This is a genomic window from Nocardia sp. NPDC041819 (assembly GCF_055590505.1).
On record NZ_JBVJAP010000010.1, the window covers coordinates 24,483 to 42,061 of the forward strand.

At 68.8% G+C, this 17,579-nt stretch carries 23 protein-coding genes and 1 pseudogene; 10 read left to right on the top strand and 14 right to left on the bottom strand.

Annotation, left to right across the window (positions count from 1 at the left end; genetic code table 11):
- Positions 1–29: 29 nt before the first annotated feature.
- Positions 30–830: an Mce/MlaD family protein gene (locus ACZ6DL_RS25335; protein ID WP_466054725.1), complete on the bottom strand. Its 801-nt coding sequence runs from the start codon at positions 828–830 to the stop codon at positions 30–32.
- A gap of 152 nt (positions 831–982) precedes the next feature.
- On the opposite strand from ACZ6DL_RS25335, the gene ACZ6DL_RS25340 reads away from it, so the two are divergent.
- The gene (locus ACZ6DL_RS25340) at positions 983–1,645 is read left to right on the top strand and encodes a TetR/AcrR family transcriptional regulator (RefSeq protein ID WP_466054726.1); all 663 of its coding nucleotides are present in this window, start codon (positions 983–985) and stop codon (positions 1,643–1,645) included.
- A 313-nt stretch (positions 1,646–1,958) separates the two neighbouring features.
- Here ACZ6DL_RS25340 and ACZ6DL_RS25345 read toward each other — a convergent pair whose 3' ends face one another.
- Together ACZ6DL_RS25345 and ACZ6DL_RS25350 are read right to left on the bottom strand one after the other, a co-directional pair.
- Positions 1,959–2,261, bottom strand: a complete 303-nt coding sequence (locus tag ACZ6DL_RS25345; RefSeq protein WP_466054727.1) for a hypothetical protein — start codon at positions 2,259–2,261, stop codon at positions 1,959–1,961.
- Positions 2,262–2,283: 22 nt separating this feature from the next.
- Positions 2,284–3,807, bottom strand: coding sequence for a class I adenylate-forming enzyme family protein (locus ACZ6DL_RS25350; protein WP_466054729.1), 1,524 nt, complete (start codon positions 3,805–3,807; stop codon positions 2,284–2,286).
- Between the two features lie 139 nt (positions 3,808–3,946).
- Here ACZ6DL_RS25350 and ACZ6DL_RS25355 point away from each other — a divergent pair, with 139 nt between their 5' ends.
- The 3 genes and pseudogenes from ACZ6DL_RS25355 to ACZ6DL_RS25365 all read left to right on the top strand — a co-directional run.
- Positions 3,947–4,918 (top strand): enoyl-CoA hydratase/isomerase family protein, encoded by a 972-nt coding sequence (locus ACZ6DL_RS25355; RefSeq protein WP_466054731.1) that lies wholly within the window; start codon positions 3,947–3,949, stop codon positions 4,916–4,918.
- Entirely contained in the window at positions 4,915–6,135 is a 1,221-nt protein-coding gene (locus ACZ6DL_RS25360) for a CoA transferase (protein ID WP_466054732.1), read from the top strand. Before ACZ6DL_RS25355 ends, ACZ6DL_RS25360 begins: the two co-directional genes overlap by 4 nt.
- Positions 6,132–6,311 (top strand): annotated as a pseudogene (locus ACZ6DL_RS25365) (hypothetical protein); the annotation flags it as partial. The gene ACZ6DL_RS25360 and the pseudogene ACZ6DL_RS25365, both read left to right, overlap by 4 nt.
- Positions 6,312–6,418: 107 nt before the next feature.
- Here the strand turns inward: ACZ6DL_RS25365 and ACZ6DL_RS25370 are convergent.
- Both ACZ6DL_RS25370 and ACZ6DL_RS25375 read right to left on the bottom strand, forming a co-directional pair.
- On the bottom strand, positions 6,419–6,721 hold the full coding sequence (locus ACZ6DL_RS25370; RefSeq protein ID WP_466054734.1) for a hypothetical protein: 303 nt from the start codon (positions 6,719–6,721) through the stop codon (positions 6,419–6,421).
- Positions 6,722–6,836: 115 nt separating this feature from the next.
- The gene (locus ACZ6DL_RS25375; protein ID WP_466055105.1) at positions 6,837–7,349 is read right to left on the bottom strand and encodes a hypothetical protein; all 513 of its coding nucleotides are present in this window, start codon (positions 7,347–7,349) and stop codon (positions 6,837–6,839) included.
- A 407-nt stretch (positions 7,350–7,756) separates the two neighbouring features.
- Here ACZ6DL_RS25375 and ACZ6DL_RS25380 point away from each other — a divergent pair, with 407 nt between their 5' ends.
- Positions 7,757–8,284: a carboxymuconolactone decarboxylase family protein gene (locus ACZ6DL_RS25380; protein WP_466054736.1), complete on the top strand. Its 528-nt coding sequence runs from the start codon at positions 7,757–7,759 to the stop codon at positions 8,282–8,284.
- A 67-nt stretch (positions 8,285–8,351) separates the two neighbouring features.
- Here ACZ6DL_RS25380 and ACZ6DL_RS25385 read toward each other — a convergent pair whose 3' ends face one another.
- From ACZ6DL_RS25385 to ACZ6DL_RS25395, 3 genes are read right to left on the bottom strand one after another with little or no spacing between them, the layout of a single operon-like run.
- Positions 8,352–9,527 (bottom strand): acyl-CoA dehydrogenase family protein, encoded by a 1,176-nt coding sequence (locus ACZ6DL_RS25385; protein WP_466054737.1) that lies wholly within the window; start codon positions 9,525–9,527, stop codon positions 8,352–8,354.
- Positions 9,511–10,509 (bottom strand): acyl-CoA dehydrogenase family protein, encoded by a 999-nt coding sequence (locus ACZ6DL_RS25390; protein WP_466054739.1) that lies wholly within the window; start codon positions 10,507–10,509, stop codon positions 9,511–9,513. Before ACZ6DL_RS25390 ends, ACZ6DL_RS25385 begins: the two co-directional genes overlap by 17 nt.
- A 54-nt stretch (positions 10,510–10,563) precedes the next feature.
- Positions 10,564–10,713: a hypothetical protein gene (locus ACZ6DL_RS25395; protein WP_466054740.1), complete on the bottom strand. Its 150-nt coding sequence runs from the start codon at positions 10,711–10,713 to the stop codon at positions 10,564–10,566.
- Positions 10,714–10,961: 248 nt separating this feature from the next.
- Between ACZ6DL_RS25395 and ACZ6DL_RS25400 the strand changes: the two genes are divergently transcribed.
- The gene (locus ACZ6DL_RS25400) at positions 10,962–11,162 is read left to right on the top strand and encodes a hypothetical protein (protein ID WP_466054742.1); all 201 of its coding nucleotides are present in this window, start codon (positions 10,962–10,964) and stop codon (positions 11,160–11,162) included.
- Between the two features lie 34 nt (positions 11,163–11,196).
- Here ACZ6DL_RS25400 and ACZ6DL_RS25405 read toward each other — a convergent pair whose 3' ends face one another.
- Positions 11,197–12,168, bottom strand: a complete 972-nt coding sequence (locus tag ACZ6DL_RS25405) for a DNA polymerase domain-containing protein (RefSeq protein WP_466054743.1) — start codon at positions 12,166–12,168, stop codon at positions 11,197–11,199.
- Between the two features lie 109 nt (positions 12,169–12,277).
- On the opposite strand from ACZ6DL_RS25405, the gene ACZ6DL_RS25410 reads away from it, so the two are divergent.
- On the top strand, positions 12,278–12,700 hold the full coding sequence (locus ACZ6DL_RS25410; protein WP_466055107.1) for an integrase core domain-containing protein: 423 nt from the start codon (positions 12,278–12,280) through the stop codon (positions 12,698–12,700).
- A gap of 89 nt (positions 12,701–12,789) precedes the next feature.
- Here the strand turns inward: ACZ6DL_RS25410 and ACZ6DL_RS25415 are convergent, their stop codons facing one another.
- Positions 12,790–13,398: a malonic semialdehyde reductase gene (locus ACZ6DL_RS25415; RefSeq protein WP_233061139.1), complete on the bottom strand. Its 609-nt coding sequence runs from the start codon at positions 13,396–13,398 to the stop codon at positions 12,790–12,792.
- Between the two features lie 38 nt (positions 13,399–13,436).
- Positions 13,437–13,856, bottom strand: coding sequence for a nuclear transport factor 2 family protein (locus ACZ6DL_RS25420; protein WP_466054744.1), 420 nt, complete (start codon positions 13,854–13,856; stop codon positions 13,437–13,439).
- A gap of 173 nt (positions 13,857–14,029) precedes the next feature.
- Between ACZ6DL_RS25420 and ACZ6DL_RS25425 the strand changes: the two genes are divergently transcribed.
- The gene (locus ACZ6DL_RS25425) at positions 14,030–14,812 is read left to right on the top strand and encodes an SDR family NAD(P)-dependent oxidoreductase (RefSeq protein ID WP_195105056.1); all 783 of its coding nucleotides are present in this window, start codon (positions 14,030–14,032) and stop codon (positions 14,810–14,812) included.
- Between the two features lie 15 nt (positions 14,813–14,827).
- Positions 14,828–15,310, top strand: a complete 483-nt coding sequence (locus tag ACZ6DL_RS25430) for an acetyl-CoA carboxylase biotin carboxyl carrier protein (RefSeq protein WP_466054745.1) — start codon at positions 14,828–14,830, stop codon at positions 15,308–15,310.
- 9 nt (positions 15,311–15,319) lie between these two features.
- On the opposite strand, the gene ACZ6DL_RS25435 is transcribed toward ACZ6DL_RS25430, so the two are convergent.
- Together ACZ6DL_RS25435 and ACZ6DL_RS25440 are read right to left on the bottom strand one after the other, a co-directional pair.
- Entirely contained in the window at positions 15,320–15,709 is a 390-nt protein-coding gene (locus tag ACZ6DL_RS25435) for a lipocalin-like domain-containing protein (protein WP_466054746.1), read from the bottom strand.
- Between the two features lie 29 nt (positions 15,710–15,738).
- A complete protein-coding gene (locus tag ACZ6DL_RS25440) occupies positions 15,739–16,233 on the bottom strand; it encodes a luciferase domain-containing protein (RefSeq protein WP_466054748.1) in 495 nt (164 codons plus the stop codon).
- 102 nt (positions 16,234–16,335) lie between these two features.
- On the opposite strand from ACZ6DL_RS25440, the gene ACZ6DL_RS25445 reads away from it, so the two are divergent.
- Positions 16,336–16,710, top strand: a complete 375-nt coding sequence (locus ACZ6DL_RS25445) for a winged helix-turn-helix transcriptional regulator (RefSeq protein ID WP_466054750.1) — start codon at positions 16,336–16,338, stop codon at positions 16,708–16,710.
- A 106-nt stretch (positions 16,711–16,816) separates the two neighbouring features.
- Here ACZ6DL_RS25445 and ACZ6DL_RS25450 read toward each other — a convergent pair whose 3' ends face one another.
- Positions 16,817–17,578 (bottom strand): alpha/beta fold hydrolase, encoded by a 762-nt coding sequence (locus ACZ6DL_RS25450; protein WP_466054752.1) that lies wholly within the window; start codon positions 17,576–17,578, stop codon positions 16,817–16,819.
- Position 17,579: the final 1 nt, after the last annotated feature.

Sequence of the window (17,579 nt, forward strand, 5' to 3'; positions counted from 1 at the left end):
GATCTCGACTCGTGCGGGTCGAGTATGTGTCATTCGGCGGCATGAGTCACGCGAATTAGCCACCGCCACGGGCGCTTCGAATTCGCGCGCACCGTCGCCACGTGCATGGCCTCGTCGTGCCGAAGGCGATCACCGAGACCACGACGGTCAGTGCGGCAGCATGTCGGTCCAGCCCCGGCCGGGCGCGGACGCCAGGTCGCTCTGCTGGTAGAGACGGCCGCCCGGGCCGAGGTAGTTACCGGTCCGGGGGTCGTATCGGGCGATGCCGATCGAGGGGCCCGCGGAGTTCGCGGGAGCCGACGCGGGCGCGGCCGGTGGTGGCGCACCACTCCTCCGGCGATCGCCACGCCGACGGCGGCAGGAAACCGACGGTGCACGCGGGCGGATCGGAGATGCCGCCGAGCCGGAAGTCGCCGAGGCCCAGCCCGGAGGCGTTGCGATGGTTGCACCGCCTGGATCATCGAGATCACCGGCGGCAGCAGCACCAGGATCTGCTCCAGCCCGGCGTTATAGGTCACGCCGAGCTGCCCGATGGACGTCAGGTCGGACAGCAGGATCGGCAGCGTGAGCTTCACCGAGTCCAGCAAATGCGCGACCTCCGTGGTGAATCCGGGTCCGGACCGCAACAGGGCGCGGATCCGGGGATCGTCGGCGACGAGCTGACCGCTGACGCCGGCGAGGCTGCGCGTCCAGATCCGGACGGCGTCGGCGGATCGCACCTGGGAATCCAGCAGCGGCCGGGAGTCTTCGATCAGCGCGCGGGTCCGGTCCCCTGCTCCGTTCAACTCGGCGGCCAGAGTCTGCGCCGAAGTCAGCCCCTCGCATCGCATTGAGAATAGGATTCTTTATTCGAGATAATAGAAGTTTCACTTCTCAGATGCTAAGCGCCGGAGGCGAAGAATGAGGGTTCCGAACGAGTACCATGCGGTGATGCGTGATTCGCGGCGAGTGCGGGCGAGTCGGCGCGCGGGACGCGGCGACCATGACTGACGTGGAGGGGCGGCGCGAGCCTGCCTGGAAGCAGCGCGCCGTGGAGCGGTCGCTGCGCACAGCGAAGCTGCGGGCCGGGCAGCGAGTGCAACGGTTCCTGGACGCGGCGCAGGCGATCATCACCGAGAAGGGCAGTACGGATTTCACCGTCCAGGAGGTCGTCGACCGGTCGCGGCAGTCGTTGCGCAGCTTCTATCTACAGTTCGACGGCAAGCACGAACTGCTGCTCGCACTCTACGAGGACGCGTTGGGCCGCACCGTGGAGCAGATCCGGGCGGCCACCATCAACAGCGGCGAACCCCTGGACCGATTGCGGACGGCGGTGGAACTGCTGTTCCAGTTGTGCCTGCCGGATCCGGACGCGCGGCGGCCGCTGTTCACCGAGTTCTCACCGCAGCTGCTCAGCTCCCATCCCACCGAGGTCATGATGGCGCATGCGTCGCTGTTCGCCCTTTTCACCGAGCTGATGACGGACGCGCAGACGGCGGGAAGGCTCACCGCCGCCGCCAATCCGCGCCGTCTCGCCGCGATGATCATGCATACGGTGATGTTCACCTCGCAGCCGGCGAACGCGGATCCCGACGCGAAACCGCTCACGCCCGAGGAGGTCTGGACCTTCTGCGCCCACGGCATCACGGGCCGCCGCATGCCCTGAGTGAGAATGATATTCTCTGAATGAGATAATCTGACTTCGACTTCCGGTGGGCCCTCGCGGTTCGCGCCATATTTCGAGGGAGGTCAGCCGGTGGCTTACGTCATCACCCAGAACTGCTGCAAAGACGGCGATGGCACGGCGATGAGTTACCGGGGGCGACGCCTTCGACGCGCCCCCGGTGGATCCGTCAGTCCGCCGCGTGCCCGTCGCCGCGGGCGCCGTGCCCGGGCGCCGCGCCCTTTCCGCCGGGCAGGGCGGCCGCCTTCACACCGTCCACGCGCCGGAGCCGTGAGGCTGTGAGAACCCGGTCAGGTCAGTCGCTGGCCGGGAGGGGCTTTGCTTCCTTCAGCACCAACGGTGTGGCGCCTACGCTGAGCGTGCCGATCCCGGCCTTCGTCACGAGGATCTCCGCGCCGGAATCGTCGACGTAGCGCTTACCCATCAGATTGCCGTCGGTGCAGCCCGCGGCGGGCTCGGCGCCCGCAGGGCGTTCGGCGCCGATCGGGATCATCGGAACGCCCCCGGCGCGAAGGTCGGCGAGACTGTCCGCCGCCTTCACCACGATCACCTCGGTGTCGCACACCTGGCTGCGCAGGCGAGTGCCGTTCTTGACCATTGTCATCCTTTCCTGACGGTGACTACGTATTGACGGCGACATCCGCCGCGGGCTGCGGGCCGTACTCGTCGACGAGTGCGCGGCGCAACACCTTCCCGGTCGGTGTCGCGGGCAGCGAATCCCGGAAGACGACCCGGTCGGGCGTGCGGGAGCCGCGCAGCCCGGCCCGGACGTAGTCGCGCAGTCGCTCCGGGTCCGGTGCGGCGCCGTCGGCGGGCACCACCACAGCCACGATGATCTGGCCCCACTGCGCGTCCTCCACGCCGATCACCGCCACCTCGCGCACCGCCGGGTGCTCCACCAGCACATCCTCGATCTCGGCAGGGGCGATGTTCTCGCCGCCGCGGATGATCGTGTCGTCGGAGCGGCCGCCGATGAACAGGTAACCGTCCGCGTCGAGCATCGCCACATCCTTGGTCGGGAACCACCCTTCGTCGTCGAGCACCGAGCCGATCCCGGTGTACCGGCCGGACACCTGAGGCCCTCGGACGTACAGCTCCCCGGTCGCGCAGGCGGGCAGCACCCGGCCGTGATCGTCCCGGATCTGCACCTCGATGCCGGGCACCGGCTGCCCGACCGAGCCGAGCCGCCGCGCGACCGCCGGGTCGGCGCAGCGGTGCGCGGCCCGGTGGTCCTCCGGTCCCAGCACCGCGATCGTGGAACTGGTCTCGGTCAGGCCGTAGGCGTTGACGAAACCCACTTCGGGCAGCAGGTCGAGTGCTTTGCGAACCAGCGGCAGCGCGACTTTGGATCCGCCGTAGGCGAGGGTGCGCAGGGTGGGCAACCTCGCCCCCGAGCGCTCCAATTCGGTCACGATGCGATCGAGCATGGTCGGCACCACGGTCGCGGTGGTGACCGACGCACCGGCGACCAGCTCGATCCACCGCGCCGCGTCGAAGTTGCGCAGGTACACCATCGTTCGGCCCGCGTACAGGTTGGACAGCGCCGCGCCGATACCGGCGATGTGGTAGGGCGGCACGCAGATCAGCGCCGTGTCCGCGGGTTCGGCCGAGTCGAATTCGACCGTCCCGGTGATGTAGCTGACCAGGTTGTGGTGCGAGAGCTCGACCGCCTTGGGCTTGGAGGTCGTCCCGGAGGTGAACAGCACGACGGCCACCTGATCCGGATCGGGCAGCTCGGCGCCGGTGATCGGATCGACGGCGGCGGCCGCCGCCCCGGCCAAGGCGGACGAGCGCACGATCCTGGCGCCGGAGGCCGCCACGATGTCGTGATACTCCTCGTCGCAGACCACCAGCGGATCCTCCAGCCGAGCGATCAGTTCGGCCAAGGAGTCGGCGGCGAGCCGATAGTTCAAGGGCGTGAACGGAACTCCCGCGCCCGCCGACCCGAAGATCAACAACGGCAGCAGGTGTCCGCCGGTACCCACGTAGGCCACGCTCCGCGCGCCGGAGTTCCCGATCACCGCGGCCGCACCCCGCACCCGCGCGCTCAGCTCGGACGTGGTCCAGCGCACCTCGTCGCACACCACCGCGAGCCGGTCCGGGTTGCTCGAGGCAGCCATGTCCAGCAAGAGCGAAACGCTCATTCCGCACCCTCCGCACGACGATATTGTCATTCTCAATTTTGGAGAATAGCATATTCGCACTAGATGACCGGACGGCCGAGGAGCCCTTTCGCGGCCGCCACCGGCAAGAATGCCGACGCACGAGGAAGGCCGAAGACTGGTGTTCCGAGTGATCGAGGCGACCTCCGCACCGGACGCGGGGATCGACGCGGCTCCACCGGGAGTCGTCGTGGCGGTCGGCACGAACCCCACCGGGCAAGCGGTCGAACACTGGCTGGAACACGCCAGTTTCACCCTGACCGAAGCGGAGAGCGACGATCCGCGGGTCGTCACCGTCGCTTCGGTCGAAGAGACCGTGGCCGAACTGCGCGAACGCATCGAGCGCCGCCCCCTCGCCGCCACGATCTGCGACGACGTCCTGCGCGCCGCGCAGACGACGGACGTGCGGACCGGCCTGCTCACCGAATCGCTGGCGTACTCGACCCTGCAAGGCGGGCCGGAGTTCCGCACCTGGCTGCGGGAACGCGGACCGGCGGCGATCCGGCCGGAGGAATCCGGCCCGCTGGAAGTCGTCCGCAGCGGCCACACGGTGACGATCCGTTTCGACCGGCCGCGGCGGCACAACGCCTTCGACAACCGCACCCGGGCCGCCCTGCTCGACGCACTCGCGATCGCCCGGCTCGACCCTTCGGTGCGGGTGGTCGAACTCTGCGGCAACGGTCCGTCGTTCTGTAGCGGCGGCGATCTCGCCGAATTCGGCGCCTTCACCGACGTGGCCGACGCGCATCTGGCGCGCACCCGCCACAGCCCGGCGCTCGCGTTGCACGAGGTGACCGAACGCCTCGGCCGCGACTGCCGCGCCGTCGTCCACGGACGGGTCCTCGGCAGCGGATTGGAAATGGCCGCTGCCTGCGGCACCGTCGTCGCCGACCCCGGCACCGAATTCGGCCTGCCCGAACTGAACCTGGGACTCCTCCCCGGGGCGGGCGGGACGGTCAGCGTCACCCGCCGCATCGGCCGCTGGCGGACCGGCTACCTGGTGCTCAGCGGCCGCACCATCTCGGCCTCGACCGCGCTGGCCTGGGGGCTCGTGGACGCCGTCGCGCCGCATCGGCACACTCGACGATCGTGACCAGACTCTCCCCCGAGGCCGTGTGGGCGGCAGGCGGGCTGGCTCGGCTGACCGGGTTGCCCGACGGCCCACCCGATTTCACGCGCGCCGGGATTCTGCCCCGAGCCGCCGACGTCGCCGGCGGATTCACCGCGCGCACCGGGGTCCGTATCGACGTTCCCGTCGAACTGGGTGGGCGGGCCGCGCTGTCGGGAGCCTCGCGGCGCGGACGCGTTTCGGCGGGTGGCGCGAGCCGCCTGCTCGCCACCCGCGACGGCTGGTGCGCGCTCACTTTGTCACGTACCGCCGACCTCGAAGCCATCCCGGCGTTGCTGGAGACGGCGACGCCGCCGGAAGACCCGTGGGCCGCGGTGGCGGCGTGGGCCGCGCACCGCCCGTCGGCGGCGGTCACCGAACGGGCGAGACTGCTGGACATTCCCGCCGCGACACTCGGCGAAGCAGTCGCGGCGCCCCCACGCGTCCGCCCGCTGGGTGAGCGCAGCCACCCGCGCCCCGTAGCCGAATGCCTGGTGGCCGACCTCACCTCGATGTGGGCGGGTCCACTGTGCGGCAGGTTGCTGGCCGCGGCGGCCGCCACGGTGGTCAAGGTCGAGAGCCCGCGGCGGCCTGACGGCCCACGCCACGGCTCGCCCGCGTTCTTCGACTGGATGAACGCCGGAAAGCTCTGTTACGCGGCGGATTTCGACGCCGACGGCGCGGCATTGCGGGAGCTGCTCGAGGTCGCGGACGTGGTGCTGGAGGGTTCCCGCCCGGCCGCCCTGATGCGCAGGGGGCTCGGTCCCGATCGCATCGCGCGCCGCCCCGGCCGGGTATGGCTGCGCGTCACCGCCTACGGCACCCACGGCCAGGACGCCGACCGCCCTGGATTCGGGGACGACACCGCGGTGGCCGGTGGGCTGGTCGGCGTCGGCGATGCGGGCCCCGTCTTCTGCGCCGACGCGATCGCCGATCCGCTCACCGGGTTGGAGTCCGCACGCGCGGTCGCCGAGTCGCTCGCCCGCGGCGGAGGCGAGCTGATCGAGGTGTCCATGGCCGCCGTCGCCGCGACATACGCGGCGGCGCCACCGTGCCCGGCCGACGCGCCGTACCCCGCCCTCGCACCGACGCCGCCACCCCGCCCCGCTTCGCGCGCCTCCGCGCTCGGCGCGGACACCACGGCGGTCCGGCAGGTCGTCGCCGCGCGACGCTCACGTGAGGGCCGCGCGACGCTCATGTGAACGCCACCGCGATCGAGTCGATGACGAAGTATTCCGCGGTCGTCCTCGTCGCGGCGACCTCGCAGGTCACCAATTCCGCCGGGGCACGCCAAGAACCTCGCGCCTGGCGGCTGAGCGTGACCGTGACCCGGGACGGAGATCAGCTCGAGATGTCGAAAGTCGAGTTCGTACCGTGACCACCGACAGCGCATCGGTCGCCGCGCGTGAGACCGGATTCGAGCAGGACGCGCACGAGCCGACGGACACGAAATCTCCCGGAACGAAGCGCATCCGGAAGTCCAGCTCAGCACGCGGTTCGTTTCGCACGCTGCGGACCGAGTACGTCCCGGCCCTGCTCGCCGTAATCGTCGTCGCCTCGGTCGCCACCGCGGCGTGCCGCCCGGGTGCGTCGCGATTGCTCGTGGAGACAATGGGTTTCGGTACCGCGCCCGCACCGTTCGACGAACAGCGCCTTGCCCACGCCACCCATACCTTCGGTCCGTCGTCGCGGCTCGTCGCCGACGCCGTCCGCCTGCCCCTCGACGCGTTCGGAAGTGGTCGGCGAGGTCGCGCTCGCCGAGCACGACGTGCCCCTCGAGTTCACCACGCTGGCGACGGGAACCGTAGATCGCCACGAGGCCCACCGGTCCGACTCCGGCGCGGCCATAGTCCGAGTCGCGGGCCGGGCGGGCGAATCCGGCCCCCGCCCGCGCTCCTCGCGTTCAGCCCGCCGTGACGAGGTCGGTGCCGCCCCACAGTCCGGTCAGTAGCAGTTCCCCGCTGCGGAACACCTCGGCGGCGCCGACGTCGGAGGCGGGCACACCCGCCGCCGTCAGCGCACAGCTCTTGAATGCCTGCGCCGCGACGCTCAGCGGGTGATGCACCGCACCGAGCCTGCGGTCGAGTTCCTCCGGTAGCCCCTCGCCCCACAGGGCGACTTCGATCAGCCCGTGGTCCAGGCAGTCCAGCACCCCCTGCCGGACCCGGTCGTCGGCGGCGAACAGCTCCGGGGCCACCGCCACCGCATGCGGCCAGGTGTCGTGCACGGGCGTGGCCAGCGAGCGCTCGAGATCCAGGACGGTGGCGCCGAGGATTTGCAGTGCCCGCGCGTCGGAGCAGTCGGCGAGCAGCACGGTCACCTCCCAGCCCGCCATCGTCCGGTCGCACAGCCAGCCGCCGGCATGGCGCACCACATCGACGGCGTTCGCCGCGACCACCGCCAGCCGGTACCGCAGCAGATGCTTGCGCGCGTGGGCGCGCCACCCGGTGACCGAATGCGCTCCACCGAAGCCCCGGTCGACGGATTCGAAGTCTCGAGCAGCCATGCTCACCCTCCCTGCACTGGGCCATCGGCCGATCTCCGAGCCGCGGGGTGGTGACCCGCGGAGGCGGCCGACCATCTTCGGCAACACACTCTCGTCAAATGAAAGGTAGCTTCTCTCAGAGAGAGAATCAATACTCGACGGCGCTCGGAGCGACGGACGGAAAACAAGGCGGACTTCGCCGACGAGCATCCCTGCGTCCATCGCGACAGTCAGCGCCGAACGGCCGCTCCACTCGTGCGTTGACTGCGGTCGAAGTGTCTGAAAATGTAGTACTCGAGTATGAGAGTTACATTCTCAAATGAGGATAGGAGAAAGCGATGAAGGTGAGCCCACTTTCGGAGGACCAGTGGGACGACACGGTGAACGCCGCGTTGTCCCGTATGCTGCCCGCCGACCGCCGCAACCCCACGGCGGCGGGTAACGCCCTCGCGACCATGGTCCGCCATCCGGCCCTGACGAAGGCCTTCCTCGGCTTCAATGTCCATCTGTTGTTCGGGTCCACGCTCGCGCCACGGCTGCGCGAACTGGCCATCCTGCGGGTAGCCCATCAGCGCGGGTGCCAGTACGAGTGGCATCACCACGCCCGAATGGGCGCCGAAGCCGGACTCACCGAAGGTGATATCGCCGCGGCCCGGGGCGAGGCGGCCGCCGACGACGATTTCGACCGCCTGCTGCTGCGGGCCGTGGACGAACTCGGCGAGAAGTCGGCGCTGTCCGACGACACTTGGGCCGCCTTGGGCGAACGTCTCGACGAGCGGCAACGCATGGATCTCGTCTTCACGGTGGGCGGCTACACGACGCTGGCCATGGCCTTCAACACCTTCGGCGTCCAAGTCGAACACTAGCGCTCGCCGTCGTTGCCGACCAGGCGCTTCCGTATGAAAGGGCCGAGGCGGCAACGGCTTTCGCGGTTCAGCCGCGCGGCAGGCCGAGCACCCGCTCGGCGATGATCGTCCGCTGGATCTCCGAGGTGCCGCCCGCGATGGTGCCCGCGAAACTCCGGATGTAGCGCTCGAACCAACCGGCGGAGAAGTGGTCCAGATTCAGGAAATTCGGGCGGGAGCTCATCGCGGGGTGGGCCAGCCCGTCCACCCCGACGGCGTTCAGCGCCTGTTCCGACGCCGATTGCACGGCTTCCGAACCCAGCACTTTGAGAATCGAGAGGGCGGGCACATCCTGCTCCCCGCGCGCCTCCCGCGCCAGGGCCGCCGACCCGAGCAATCGCAGGGCGTGCGCGTCCATGACCAGCTTCGCGTACGCGTCGCGGTCGAACACGGTACGGGGCCGGAAGTCCCCGAGCAGATCCTCCAGCCGGTCGGCGTATCCCAGCCACAGCAGCGTGCGTTCGTGACCGAGCGAGCCGGTGGCCACCGACCAGCCCTGGTTCGGCGCGCCGATCAGGTTCGCCGCGGGCACCCGGACACCCTCGAAGTAGACCTCGTTGAAATCCAGATCGTCCGGCGAGCACACCGAGGGGAACGGGCGTCGCGTCACTCCAGGCGAGTCGGTCGGAATCAGCAGGACACTGATGCCCCGGTGCTTCGGCGCCGTGGGATCGGTGCGCACGAAGGTCAGCAGGACGTCGGCCGCATGGGCGCCGGAGGTCCACACCTTCTGGCCGTCGACGACGTACTCGTCCCCGTCCCGCACCGCCCTGGTGCGCAGCGAGGCCAGGTCCGAACCGGCTCCCGGCTCGCTCATGCCCAACGCGGCGGTGATCTCGGCCCGCAGGATCGGCACCGCCCAGCGCCGCTTCTGCTCCTCGGTGCCGAACGACAGCAGCGAGGCCGCGACGATCCCGACACCCTGTGGATTGAAGCTGTGGTAGATCCGCCGCTTGGACAGCTCCTCCAGATGCACGTACTGCTGCAGCACCGTGGCGTCGCGCCCGCCGAACTCCGGCGGATTCGCCGGAAGCAGCCAGCCGTTGTCGAACAGCAGGCGTTGCCAGCGCCGCGCCCATTCCGGCACGTGCGCGCTGGAGAGGGAGCGTTCCGTGGCCTCGGCTTCCTTGGGCAGATGGGCGGTGAGGAACGCGACGAATTCGGCGCGGAACGCCTCGACGTCGGGATCAAAGGTGAGCTGCACGGTACTCCTCGGCGATGAGCGCCCGGTGTTCGGCCGCGCCGCCGAGCATCAGCTCGCCGGCCTTGGCCCGCTTGAGCGCGAACTGTAGGTCGTTCTCCCAGGTGAATCCCATGGCGCCGAACAGTTGGAGCCCATGGCGGAAGACCAGCGCCTGACACTCCCCCGCGGACGCCTTGGCCATGGACGCCGCCATCCGCCGCCGCGGGTCGTCCGAGGCGAGGCACAACGCGGCGAAGAACCCCAGCGCCCGGGCGCGCTCGATCGCGATGTGCATATCGGCCGCCTTGTGCTGCACCGCCTGGAACGATCCGATCAGCCTGTCGAACTGGCGGCGGCCGCGCACGTGCTCCAAGGCGAGATCGAGAATGCGCTGACAGGCGCCGACGGTGGTCAGCGCGAGCCCGGTGAGCGCGTGCTGACGGGCGCGTTCGGGATCGGCCCCGCTGCGGTCCGCGTCGGTGACCCGCACACCGGCGAACCGGACCTCCGCGACGTGCAGCACCGGATCGAAGACCGACGTGCGGTCGGCGGTCACCGCCTCGGCGGGCACCACGAACACACCGGCGTCGGTGACCACGGCGAAACGCTCCGCCCGGTCGCCGTCGAGCACGTTGCGCGCGGTGCCGTCCAACCGCCATCCCGAGCCGTCGCGCCGGACGGCGACGCCGGAATGCACCGCCGTGCAGGGTCGTTCGATCCGTCCCGCGCCCGGGACGAGCGGTGCGAACTGGGTCATCGACGCCAGGAAAGGAGTGGGGTCGGTGGCGCGTCCGAGTTCTTCGAGCACGATGGCCAATTCGACGCCGAGAGCCGGATCGGTCAGCTCGGTCCAGCCGACGTCGACATAGGTCTGCCACAACGGGCCGGGTTCGAGGTCCTTGTCCACGATGTCCCGGATCAGGGCGGGTGGACACTGCTTCGCCGTGACCTCACGCGCCGTCTCGCGCAATAGTCGCTGGTCGGCGTCGAACTCGAACAGCATCTCGACCCTCTTCCCTGTCGCAGCCTCGCGTGCACCAGTCCGAGAATAGCATTCTCATTTTGGAAAGCGACACTTCGGCACGGTGTCGATGCGCGGTCGGACCGCGTGCGCCTCGGAGACACGGCCGGTCGCGCGGACGAGCGCCGAGTTGACGTCGCGGACGAAAGTCAGCAGGGTCTCCTCGCGCGTGCTGGGTGCCGACATCACGTCTCCCTCCTCCGGGAGCTCTGATATCGAGATTCTCTAGAAGAGAGAATAACCTTACGTGCGACGGTGCGGTTCGCTGAGCGGCGCTTGCGGATGACCTCGAAGAGCGAGGTAATCGATCAGAGCGGGTGAGCACCGAATCCGCTCTGTCGCCGGGTCCAGCCACCCGGCGGCCCGAGCATCCATCGACCAGCCGAATTCGCCGGGGAGGCAGGAGCCCGGCACCGACGACAGCGAGGTTCGTCATGCACAAGAAGTTGCGCGCTGGGGCGACAGCCCTGCTCATCGCCCCCGCCATCGCCGCCGCTTCGGCCACGGCCACCGCCGAACCCGGGCCCGCACCGGAGCGACAAGAAGTTATGGCCGGGTTCTCGGCCCCGCCGTGCTTACCCTTGATCCTTCCGCCGGCCGTGAACGTCAACGCGTTCCTGATCTGCCTCGCATGAGGTTCGGCGATTTCTCGCCCGGCACCCAGCGATATCAGCTGGGCGGCGTGTCCGCGCTCGCACGCCGTGCACGGGCGCGCCGCTTGCCTTCGTGCATCGCCTGCACCCGGGCGACCGGAATCGTGTGTCCCTCCTCGACCAGATCCGCGGGAAGATGCTGCGGGGCAGGCATCTCCGACTGCCACGGATCGTTGTCGCCCAGCAGGTCCGGCACGGTCCGCACAGTGAAATCAGTCGGCGTCACCTCGTCGAGGTCCGACCAGCGCAGCGGGAACGACACGGTGACACCCGGACGGATACGCGGACTGTAGGCGGCGGCCACGGTGGCACCGCCCGCACGGGTGGCGTCGAGAAAGACCTTGCCGTGGCGATCTTCCCTGATGAACGCGGTCGTGCCGACCGACGGATCGATCCGCTCGGCTCGCGCCGCCACGGCCCGCGTCGCCGCGGCCGCGTCCTCGACATCTATCCCCGGGACTACGGGCACGAACACATGCAATCCCTTGGAACCGCTCGTCTTCACCGCTCCGGACAACCCGTCCGCAGCCAGCGCTTCCCGGATCAGTCGGGCACCTGCCACCACGTCGGCAAAAGTCTGTCCCGGTGAGGGATCGAGATCGAGCACGAGATGTGTGGGTTCCGGTGCGGATTCCGCGAGGAAGAGGGTCGGGTGGTATTCGACCGCCCGTTGATTACCGAACCAGATCAGGGTCCGCAGGTCGTCACAGAGCGCGTAGGAGATCTCCCGCCGCGAACTCGCCGCCCACACCTTCGTCCGCGCCACCCACTCCGGCGTGTACTTGGGGAGGTTTTTCTGTGTGAACGGCTCCTGTCCCGGCCGCACCCGTACCACCGAGAGCGGCCGTCCGCGCAGCACCCCCAGCAACCGTTCCCCGGCGAACTCCAGATAGTCGACCAGATCCCGTTTGCTCGCCTCGGCCTCGTCGAACAACGGCTGATCGAGATTGGACAGTTCGACCCCGTGACGCAGCTCGCCTCCCGCCATCGCTCCACCCTCCCCCACCACCGGGCGCCGGTCAATTACCGCGCATCACCCACGTAAGCGCGCCGGGGCATCGTCGGCGCCGCCGGTGGCGGCGGACGCGCCGAAGGTGATGTGGGCGGTGGATTGCCAGTTCGATTCCACGGTCGACGGGAGAGTGGTGAAGATCGCGTCGATGATCGACGAGCACACCCGCGAATCATTGCTGCATCTGGTCGAGCGCTCGATCACCGGTGAGCGTCTGGTGGCCGAACTCGAGCGGGTGATAGCCGTCCACGGAGCGCCGAAAGTGCTGCGGCTGGACAACGGGCCGCAAATGATTTCAGCAGCACTGCGATCGTTTTGCGAGGATCGGATCGGGATCTGCTACATCCCGCCGGGAACTCCGTGGAACAACGGTTTCGTCGAATCGTTCAACCGGCGCCTGCGCGCGGAGTGCTTGAACCGCAACCACTGGACCAGTCTGCTCGAGGCGAGGGTGGTGATCGGGGACTTCAAACACGACCACAACCACCGGCACCTGGCACGCACATGATCTACAAACGCCGCACCGGGGTGCAGGGCCGCGAGTGACGCGCTGGCCTCGGCTCGAAGTGCCCGGCTCCGGTCGCCCGCACTGCCGCCCTAGACCGTGCTGACCACCTCGTCGTAGTCCAGTCGCGGTGAACGCGGGAACCACGCGCTCGGTCCCGGCTTGCCGATATTGACCACGACGAGGCCGGTGTGGTTTCCGTCCGGGAAGAAGTCCTTGTCCAGGCCGGGGCCGTCGAAACCGTTCATCGGGCCCGCCGCCAAGCCGGCTGCTCGGATGCCGAGGATGAAGTAGCCGATCTGGATCAAAGTGTTGGCGCGCGCGGACTCGGCGCGTTGATCCGGATCGGCGAAGTAGTCCTTGGCCTCGGGGGCGTGCGGGAACACCTTGGGCAGGTTCTCGTGGAAGTTCAGGTCGGCCGCCAGGATCGCCGACAGCGGCGCGGCGGCGGTTTTCGGCTTGTTGTTGTCGATCATGTGGGTGACCAGCCTGGCGCGAGCCTCGGCGCTGCGCACCAGAACGATCCGCAGCGGTTGCTGGTTCATCGATGTGGGGCCGTATTTGACCAGTTCGTAGATCTCGCGGATCTGTTCGTCGGTGACCGGCTCATCGGTGAAGGTGTTCGCCGTGCGAGCATCCCGGAACAACAGGTCCTGGGCGTCGGCGGCGAGCGTGAGCAGGGCTGGCTGAACGGGGTTCACGTGGGTTCTCCTCGAATAGTGTTCGGGAACAATCGAAATCAGTCGTGGACGACGCGCCGCGACCGGGTGAGTAACGCGCCGTCGACGTGGACCAGCACGTCGTGCACGACGCAGCTCGGCGCGATCTCCGGCTTGCAGTTCGGACGGATCTTGACCACCAGGCAGTAGGCGGTGGACACGATGGTTCCGTCGTCCTGCGGCTGTAGGTTGATCATGTTGAACCAATGCCTGCGCTGCATCGGGTCGTTCTCGAAGCGCTTGTGGAACTCGACCAGGTCCGCGATGATGCCCGCTCTGGTGCGGGCGGGCGGGATGCCCGGCGTGTGCTCGAACTCGGCGTCCTCGGTGAAGGTCGCGGCGTAGCCGGGGATATCGCGGCTGTCCAGCCGCTGCATCTGCTCGGCGTAGAACTGCTGGACCTCGGCGTACAACTCGGTGCGGCTTGCGACGGTGGACATGGTTGCTCCTGTGGGTGCGGCGGGGCTCGGCTGCACGCCACAGTGGCCGACGCCGCTAGAGCCTCGGTTGAGCCGCAACCGGCCACCGGCGGTTGACCGGATCTATAGGACGCCGGTCGACCCTGGTGATCGAAGAGCCCGGCGAGTTCGGAAGATCTACCGATGGAGGAGTCATGGCGGAAAATCGGCGCGTCGCGCTGGTCACCGGAGCGACCAGCGGAATGGGCCTGGAGATCACCAAAAGCCTGGCGGCCCAGGGCATCGCGGTGTTCCTCTGCGCCCGCGATCAGCAGCGGGTGACCGACACGGTGAAAAGCCTGCAGGACGAGGGGCACGAGGTGGACGGCACAATCTGCGATGTCGCCGACGCCGCGCAGGTACGCGAGTACGTCGACGCGGGTGTGCGGCGCTACGGCCCGATCGACATCCTGATCAACAACGCGGGCCGCAGCGGCGGCGGCGTCACCGCCAGCGTGAGCGACGAACTGTGGTTCGACGTGATCAACACCAATCTCAACAGCGTGTTCCTGATGACCAAGGCGGTACTCAACGCGGGCGGCATGCTCGAACGCGGCAGCGGACGGATCGTCAACATCGCTTCCACAGGAGGCAAACAGGGCGTCGTGCACGGCGCCCCGTACTCCGCGTCCAAGCATGGGGTGGTCGGGTTCACCAAGGCGCTCGGGCTCGAACTGGCCAAGACCGGCATCACGGTCAACGCCGTATGCCCCGGTTTCGTGGAGACGCCGATGGCCGAGCGAGTGCGCGAGGTCTACTCCGGGCTGTGGGGTGTCGACACCGACGAGGTGCACGCCCGGGTCAGCGCGCGGGTACCGATCGGTCGCTACGTGCAACCGTTCGAGGTGGCGGCAATGGTCGACTACCTGATCGGTCCGGGCGCGGGCGCGGTCACCGCACAGGCGCTGAACGTCTGTGGCGGTCTCGGTAATTACTGACAAGGAGCGACGGCAATGACCGCAGTGGACGAAAACACCGCCGATGCCCCGGCCACGGGGCACGAGGACTATCTCCGGGTGCTGGAGGCGATCCAGACCGGCGCGTTGCGATTGCTCGCGGGTTTCCCGCAGCAGCCGAGCGCGCTGCGATTCCAGGTGGGGGAGGTGACGGTCGAGGCCGAATGGCAGGCCGCCGTCCCGGCACTCCCCGCAGCGGCCGCGGTGGAAGCCGTTGCCGCCCTGGATGGTCCGGCGCTCGGCGCGGTCGTGCGCGCGCCCAGTGTCGGCGTGTTCTATCGGTGCCCCGAGCCGGGCGCGGATCCGTTCGTCGAGGTCGGCGACCGGGTGAGCGCCGGGCAGCAGATCGCCATCATCGAGGCGATGAAGCTGATGATCCCGGTGACCGCCCAGACGGGCGGGGAGATCACCGGGATACTCAAGGAAGACAACGAACCGGTTCAATTCGATGAGCCTTTGTTCTCGTATTCTCCGGAATGACAACCTGGTTCAGGCGGGCGGACCGCTGCGGCGCCAGGTGAGCACCCGCCGCTGGGTCCGCCCGCCGACCTGGGCGGAGCCGATGAGCGTGAGCACGTCGCCGTTCAGCGACATCTGCCGCACCTGCTCGGTCTGCGCCCACGCGGGGTTGGAGCAGACGCTGATCGCGTGCACCACCTCGGTGCCGGACCGCCACCACGTGCCGGCGTAGCCCATGAACGGGTTCGCGCCCGAGGCTCCGTCCGTGCGCATCATGCTCACCGACATGTAGCCGTGCGCGCTGTAGATCAACAGTCCGCGCGGCGAGTCGCCGAGTGGCCCCCGGCTGGTCGTGTTCTGCTCGTCGATGTCGTAGTAGGACAACAGTTCCCAGGTGCCCACAAGATCGGTTGCGTTCATGGCACCGACGATGGCGGCAGCCGCTCTAATCACGCTGTAGCCGCGTGGAGGGCGAAACCGTGACTGATCCGCACCAGCTGCCAGACGACGTCCAGCTCCGTACGGTCGCGCGGCCCGTAGACCATCACTACCGTCCCGGGCAGGTAGCCCTGCCGGGTCATCGGATGCGGTTCGGCCCAGCCCTGCCGGATCGCCTGTGCCACGACGTCTTCCGGCAGGCACGTGTGCAGACTGCCGTCGCCGCGCCCGTGCAGGTGGGCGAATTCGGTGCCCGCGAGGTACGCCTCGGCGGGCCCCCGGGCCATCGTGGGCCGCAGGTGCAGGGCGCGGGTGTCGGGCAGGGATACTCCGCTGTGGCCGAGCAGAACGCCGTCGAGCGTGCTCATCCGCGACCACAGTTCCTCTTGCAGCTCGGCGGGTGCGATCTGGCTGAGCTGCTGGTGCGGATTGTGCTCGCGGGTGCTGGGCCGATCGCCGGAGCGGCGCGGTAGGTCCAGGCGTCCGGCCACCGTTGTCGTCGTCATGACAATGCTCCCTTCGGATTTCGCGTGTGGGCGAATCTGGGAACAGATTACTTTCCAAAGTATAGTAGTAACCAAGGGGAAAGTGACTTACCGGGAGGACGTATGACCACCGCGCCTGAAACGCCCATCGACCCCTGTCCGATCACGCCGGTCATCGACCTGGTGTTCGGCCGCTGGTCCACCCAGGTCCTCTGGGTTCTCATCCACGACGGCAGGCTGCGCTTCACCGAACTGCAACAGCGAATTCCCGGCCTGACCCCCAAAGTCCTCACCCAGCGCCTCCGTCAGCTCGAACGCGACGGCCTGGTCGCGCGCACCTATCACCCCGAGGTCCCGCCGCGCGTCGAGTACGAGGCGACCTCGCTCGCCGCGACGCTGACTCCGGTGTTCGGCAGCATCGTGGCCTGGTCCGGCGAACACCTCGGCGAGGTCCTCGCCGCGCGCGCCGCCTATGACGCCGCCGGGCGTGCGGGCTGATCCCTCGGCTTCCGGCCGGCACGGAGGGACGCCGAGCGAAGTTGCGCTACGGCGTCACCGTCCGACCGGGATCGAAACCGCCCCGTTGCGCTCACCAGCCGGACGTTCACGGCGCCGGTGCTGGTCGAGCGGAGAGCTCGAGCAGGCGTCCGGCCAATTCACGCGGCATTGTGATCATGCAGTCGTGCCCGGTGGGGAGCACGTGGAGCCGGTCGGGGGGCAGGTCGGCGGGCGGCAAGGTGCGGGGCATGGCCGCGCGCATCGCTTTGAAGTCCTCGCCGCCTTCGCCGCAGTGGACGTGAGTCACCGGAATCGCGGCCAGCGCCGCAGGATCGGTCAAGGTCATCGGCTGCTGGAAGGTCTTCAGCGATTGCGGTGTCTGCATGGACGCCACCCAGCCGAGGTCGGGTTCCTCCGTGACCCCGTACAGCCCGCCGTCGCCCGACGGTTCGGTTTGCGGCGGCACCCGCCAGCCGTCGCCGGTGGCGGCCGCCGCGGCGGCGAACGCCTCGACCATGCCGGGCATGATGTCGGCCACCGCTTCGCCGTCGCGGGGCACGAAGGTATCGATGTAGACGAGTTCGGCGATGCGGTCCGGCACGGCGTCGGCCAGGGCGGTGACGACGATGCCGCCGTAACTGTGCCCGACCAGGACGACACCGGTCAGGTCCTCGGAGGTGACCAGATCGATCAGATCCCGCACGTGGGTGTCGAGGCCGACGTCCGCGGTGAGCAGATCCGCGCGGTCGCCGAGACCGACCAGCGAAGGGGCCAGGACGCGATGGCCCGCGCCTTCGAGCAGAGGGGTCACCCGCTGCCAGACCCATCCGCCATGGAAGGCGCCGTGGATGAGCAAGTAGGTCGACATG

Bases quoted from the DNA above. Each gene is read 5' to 3' on its own strand.
- ACZ6DL_RS25400 (WP_466054742.1), top strand. From the start codon at position 10,962: ATGCACAAGAAGTTGCGCGCTGGGGCGACAGCCCTGCTCATCGCCCCC.
- ACZ6DL_RS25350 (WP_466054729.1), bottom strand. From the start codon at position 3,807: ATGAGCGTTTCGCTCTTGCTGGACATGGCTGCCTCGAGCAACCCGGAC.
- ACZ6DL_RS25450 (WP_466054752.1), bottom strand. From the start codon at position 17,578: ATGTCGACCTACTTGCTCATCCACGGCGCCTTCCATGGCGGATGGGTC.
- ACZ6DL_RS25390 (WP_466054739.1), bottom strand. From the start codon at position 10,509: ATGCTGTTCGAGTTCGACGCCGACCAGCGACTATTGCGCGAGACGGCG.
- ACZ6DL_RS25335 (WP_466054725.1), bottom strand. From the start codon at position 830: ATGCGATGCGAGGGGCTGACTTCGGCGCAGACTCTGGCCGCCGAGTTG.
- ACZ6DL_RS25410 (WP_466055107.1), top strand. From the start codon at position 12,278: ATGTGGGCGGTGGATTGCCAGTTCGATTCCACGGTCGACGGGAGAGTG.
- ACZ6DL_RS25340 (WP_466054726.1), top strand. From the start codon at position 983: ATGACTGACGTGGAGGGGCGGCGCGAGCCTGCCTGGAAGCAGCGCGCC.
- ACZ6DL_RS25435 (WP_466054746.1), bottom strand. From the start codon at position 15,709: ATGAACGCAACCGATCTTGTGGGCACCTGGGAACTGTTGTCCTACTAC.
- ACZ6DL_RS25440 (WP_466054748.1), bottom strand. From the start codon at position 16,233: ATGACGACGACAACGGTGGCCGGACGCCTGGACCTACCGCGCCGCTCC.
- ACZ6DL_RS25345 (WP_466054727.1), bottom strand. From the start codon at position 2,261: ATGGTCAAGAACGGCACTCGCCTGCGCAGCCAGGTGTGCGACACCGAG.
- ACZ6DL_RS25405 (WP_466054743.1), bottom strand. From the start codon at position 12,168: ATGGCGGGAGGCGAGCTGCGTCACGGGGTCGAACTGTCCAATCTCGAT.
- ACZ6DL_RS25395 (WP_466054740.1), bottom strand. From the start codon at position 10,713: ATGTCGGCACCCAGCACGCGCGAGGAGACCCTGCTGACTTTCGTCCGC.
- ACZ6DL_RS25430 (WP_466054745.1), top strand. From the start codon at position 14,828: ATGACCGCAGTGGACGAAAACACCGCCGATGCCCCGGCCACGGGGCAC.
- ACZ6DL_RS25420 (WP_466054744.1), bottom strand. From the start codon at position 13,856: ATGTCCACCGTCGCAAGCCGCACCGAGTTGTACGCCGAGGTCCAGCAG.
- ACZ6DL_RS25380 (WP_466054736.1), top strand. From the start codon at position 7,757: ATGAAGGTGAGCCCACTTTCGGAGGACCAGTGGGACGACACGGTGAAC.
- ACZ6DL_RS25445 (WP_466054750.1), top strand. From the start codon at position 16,336: ATGACCACCGCGCCTGAAACGCCCATCGACCCCTGTCCGATCACGCCG.
- ACZ6DL_RS25425 (WP_195105056.1), top strand. From the start codon at position 14,030: ATGGCGGAAAATCGGCGCGTCGCGCTGGTCACCGGAGCGACCAGCGGA.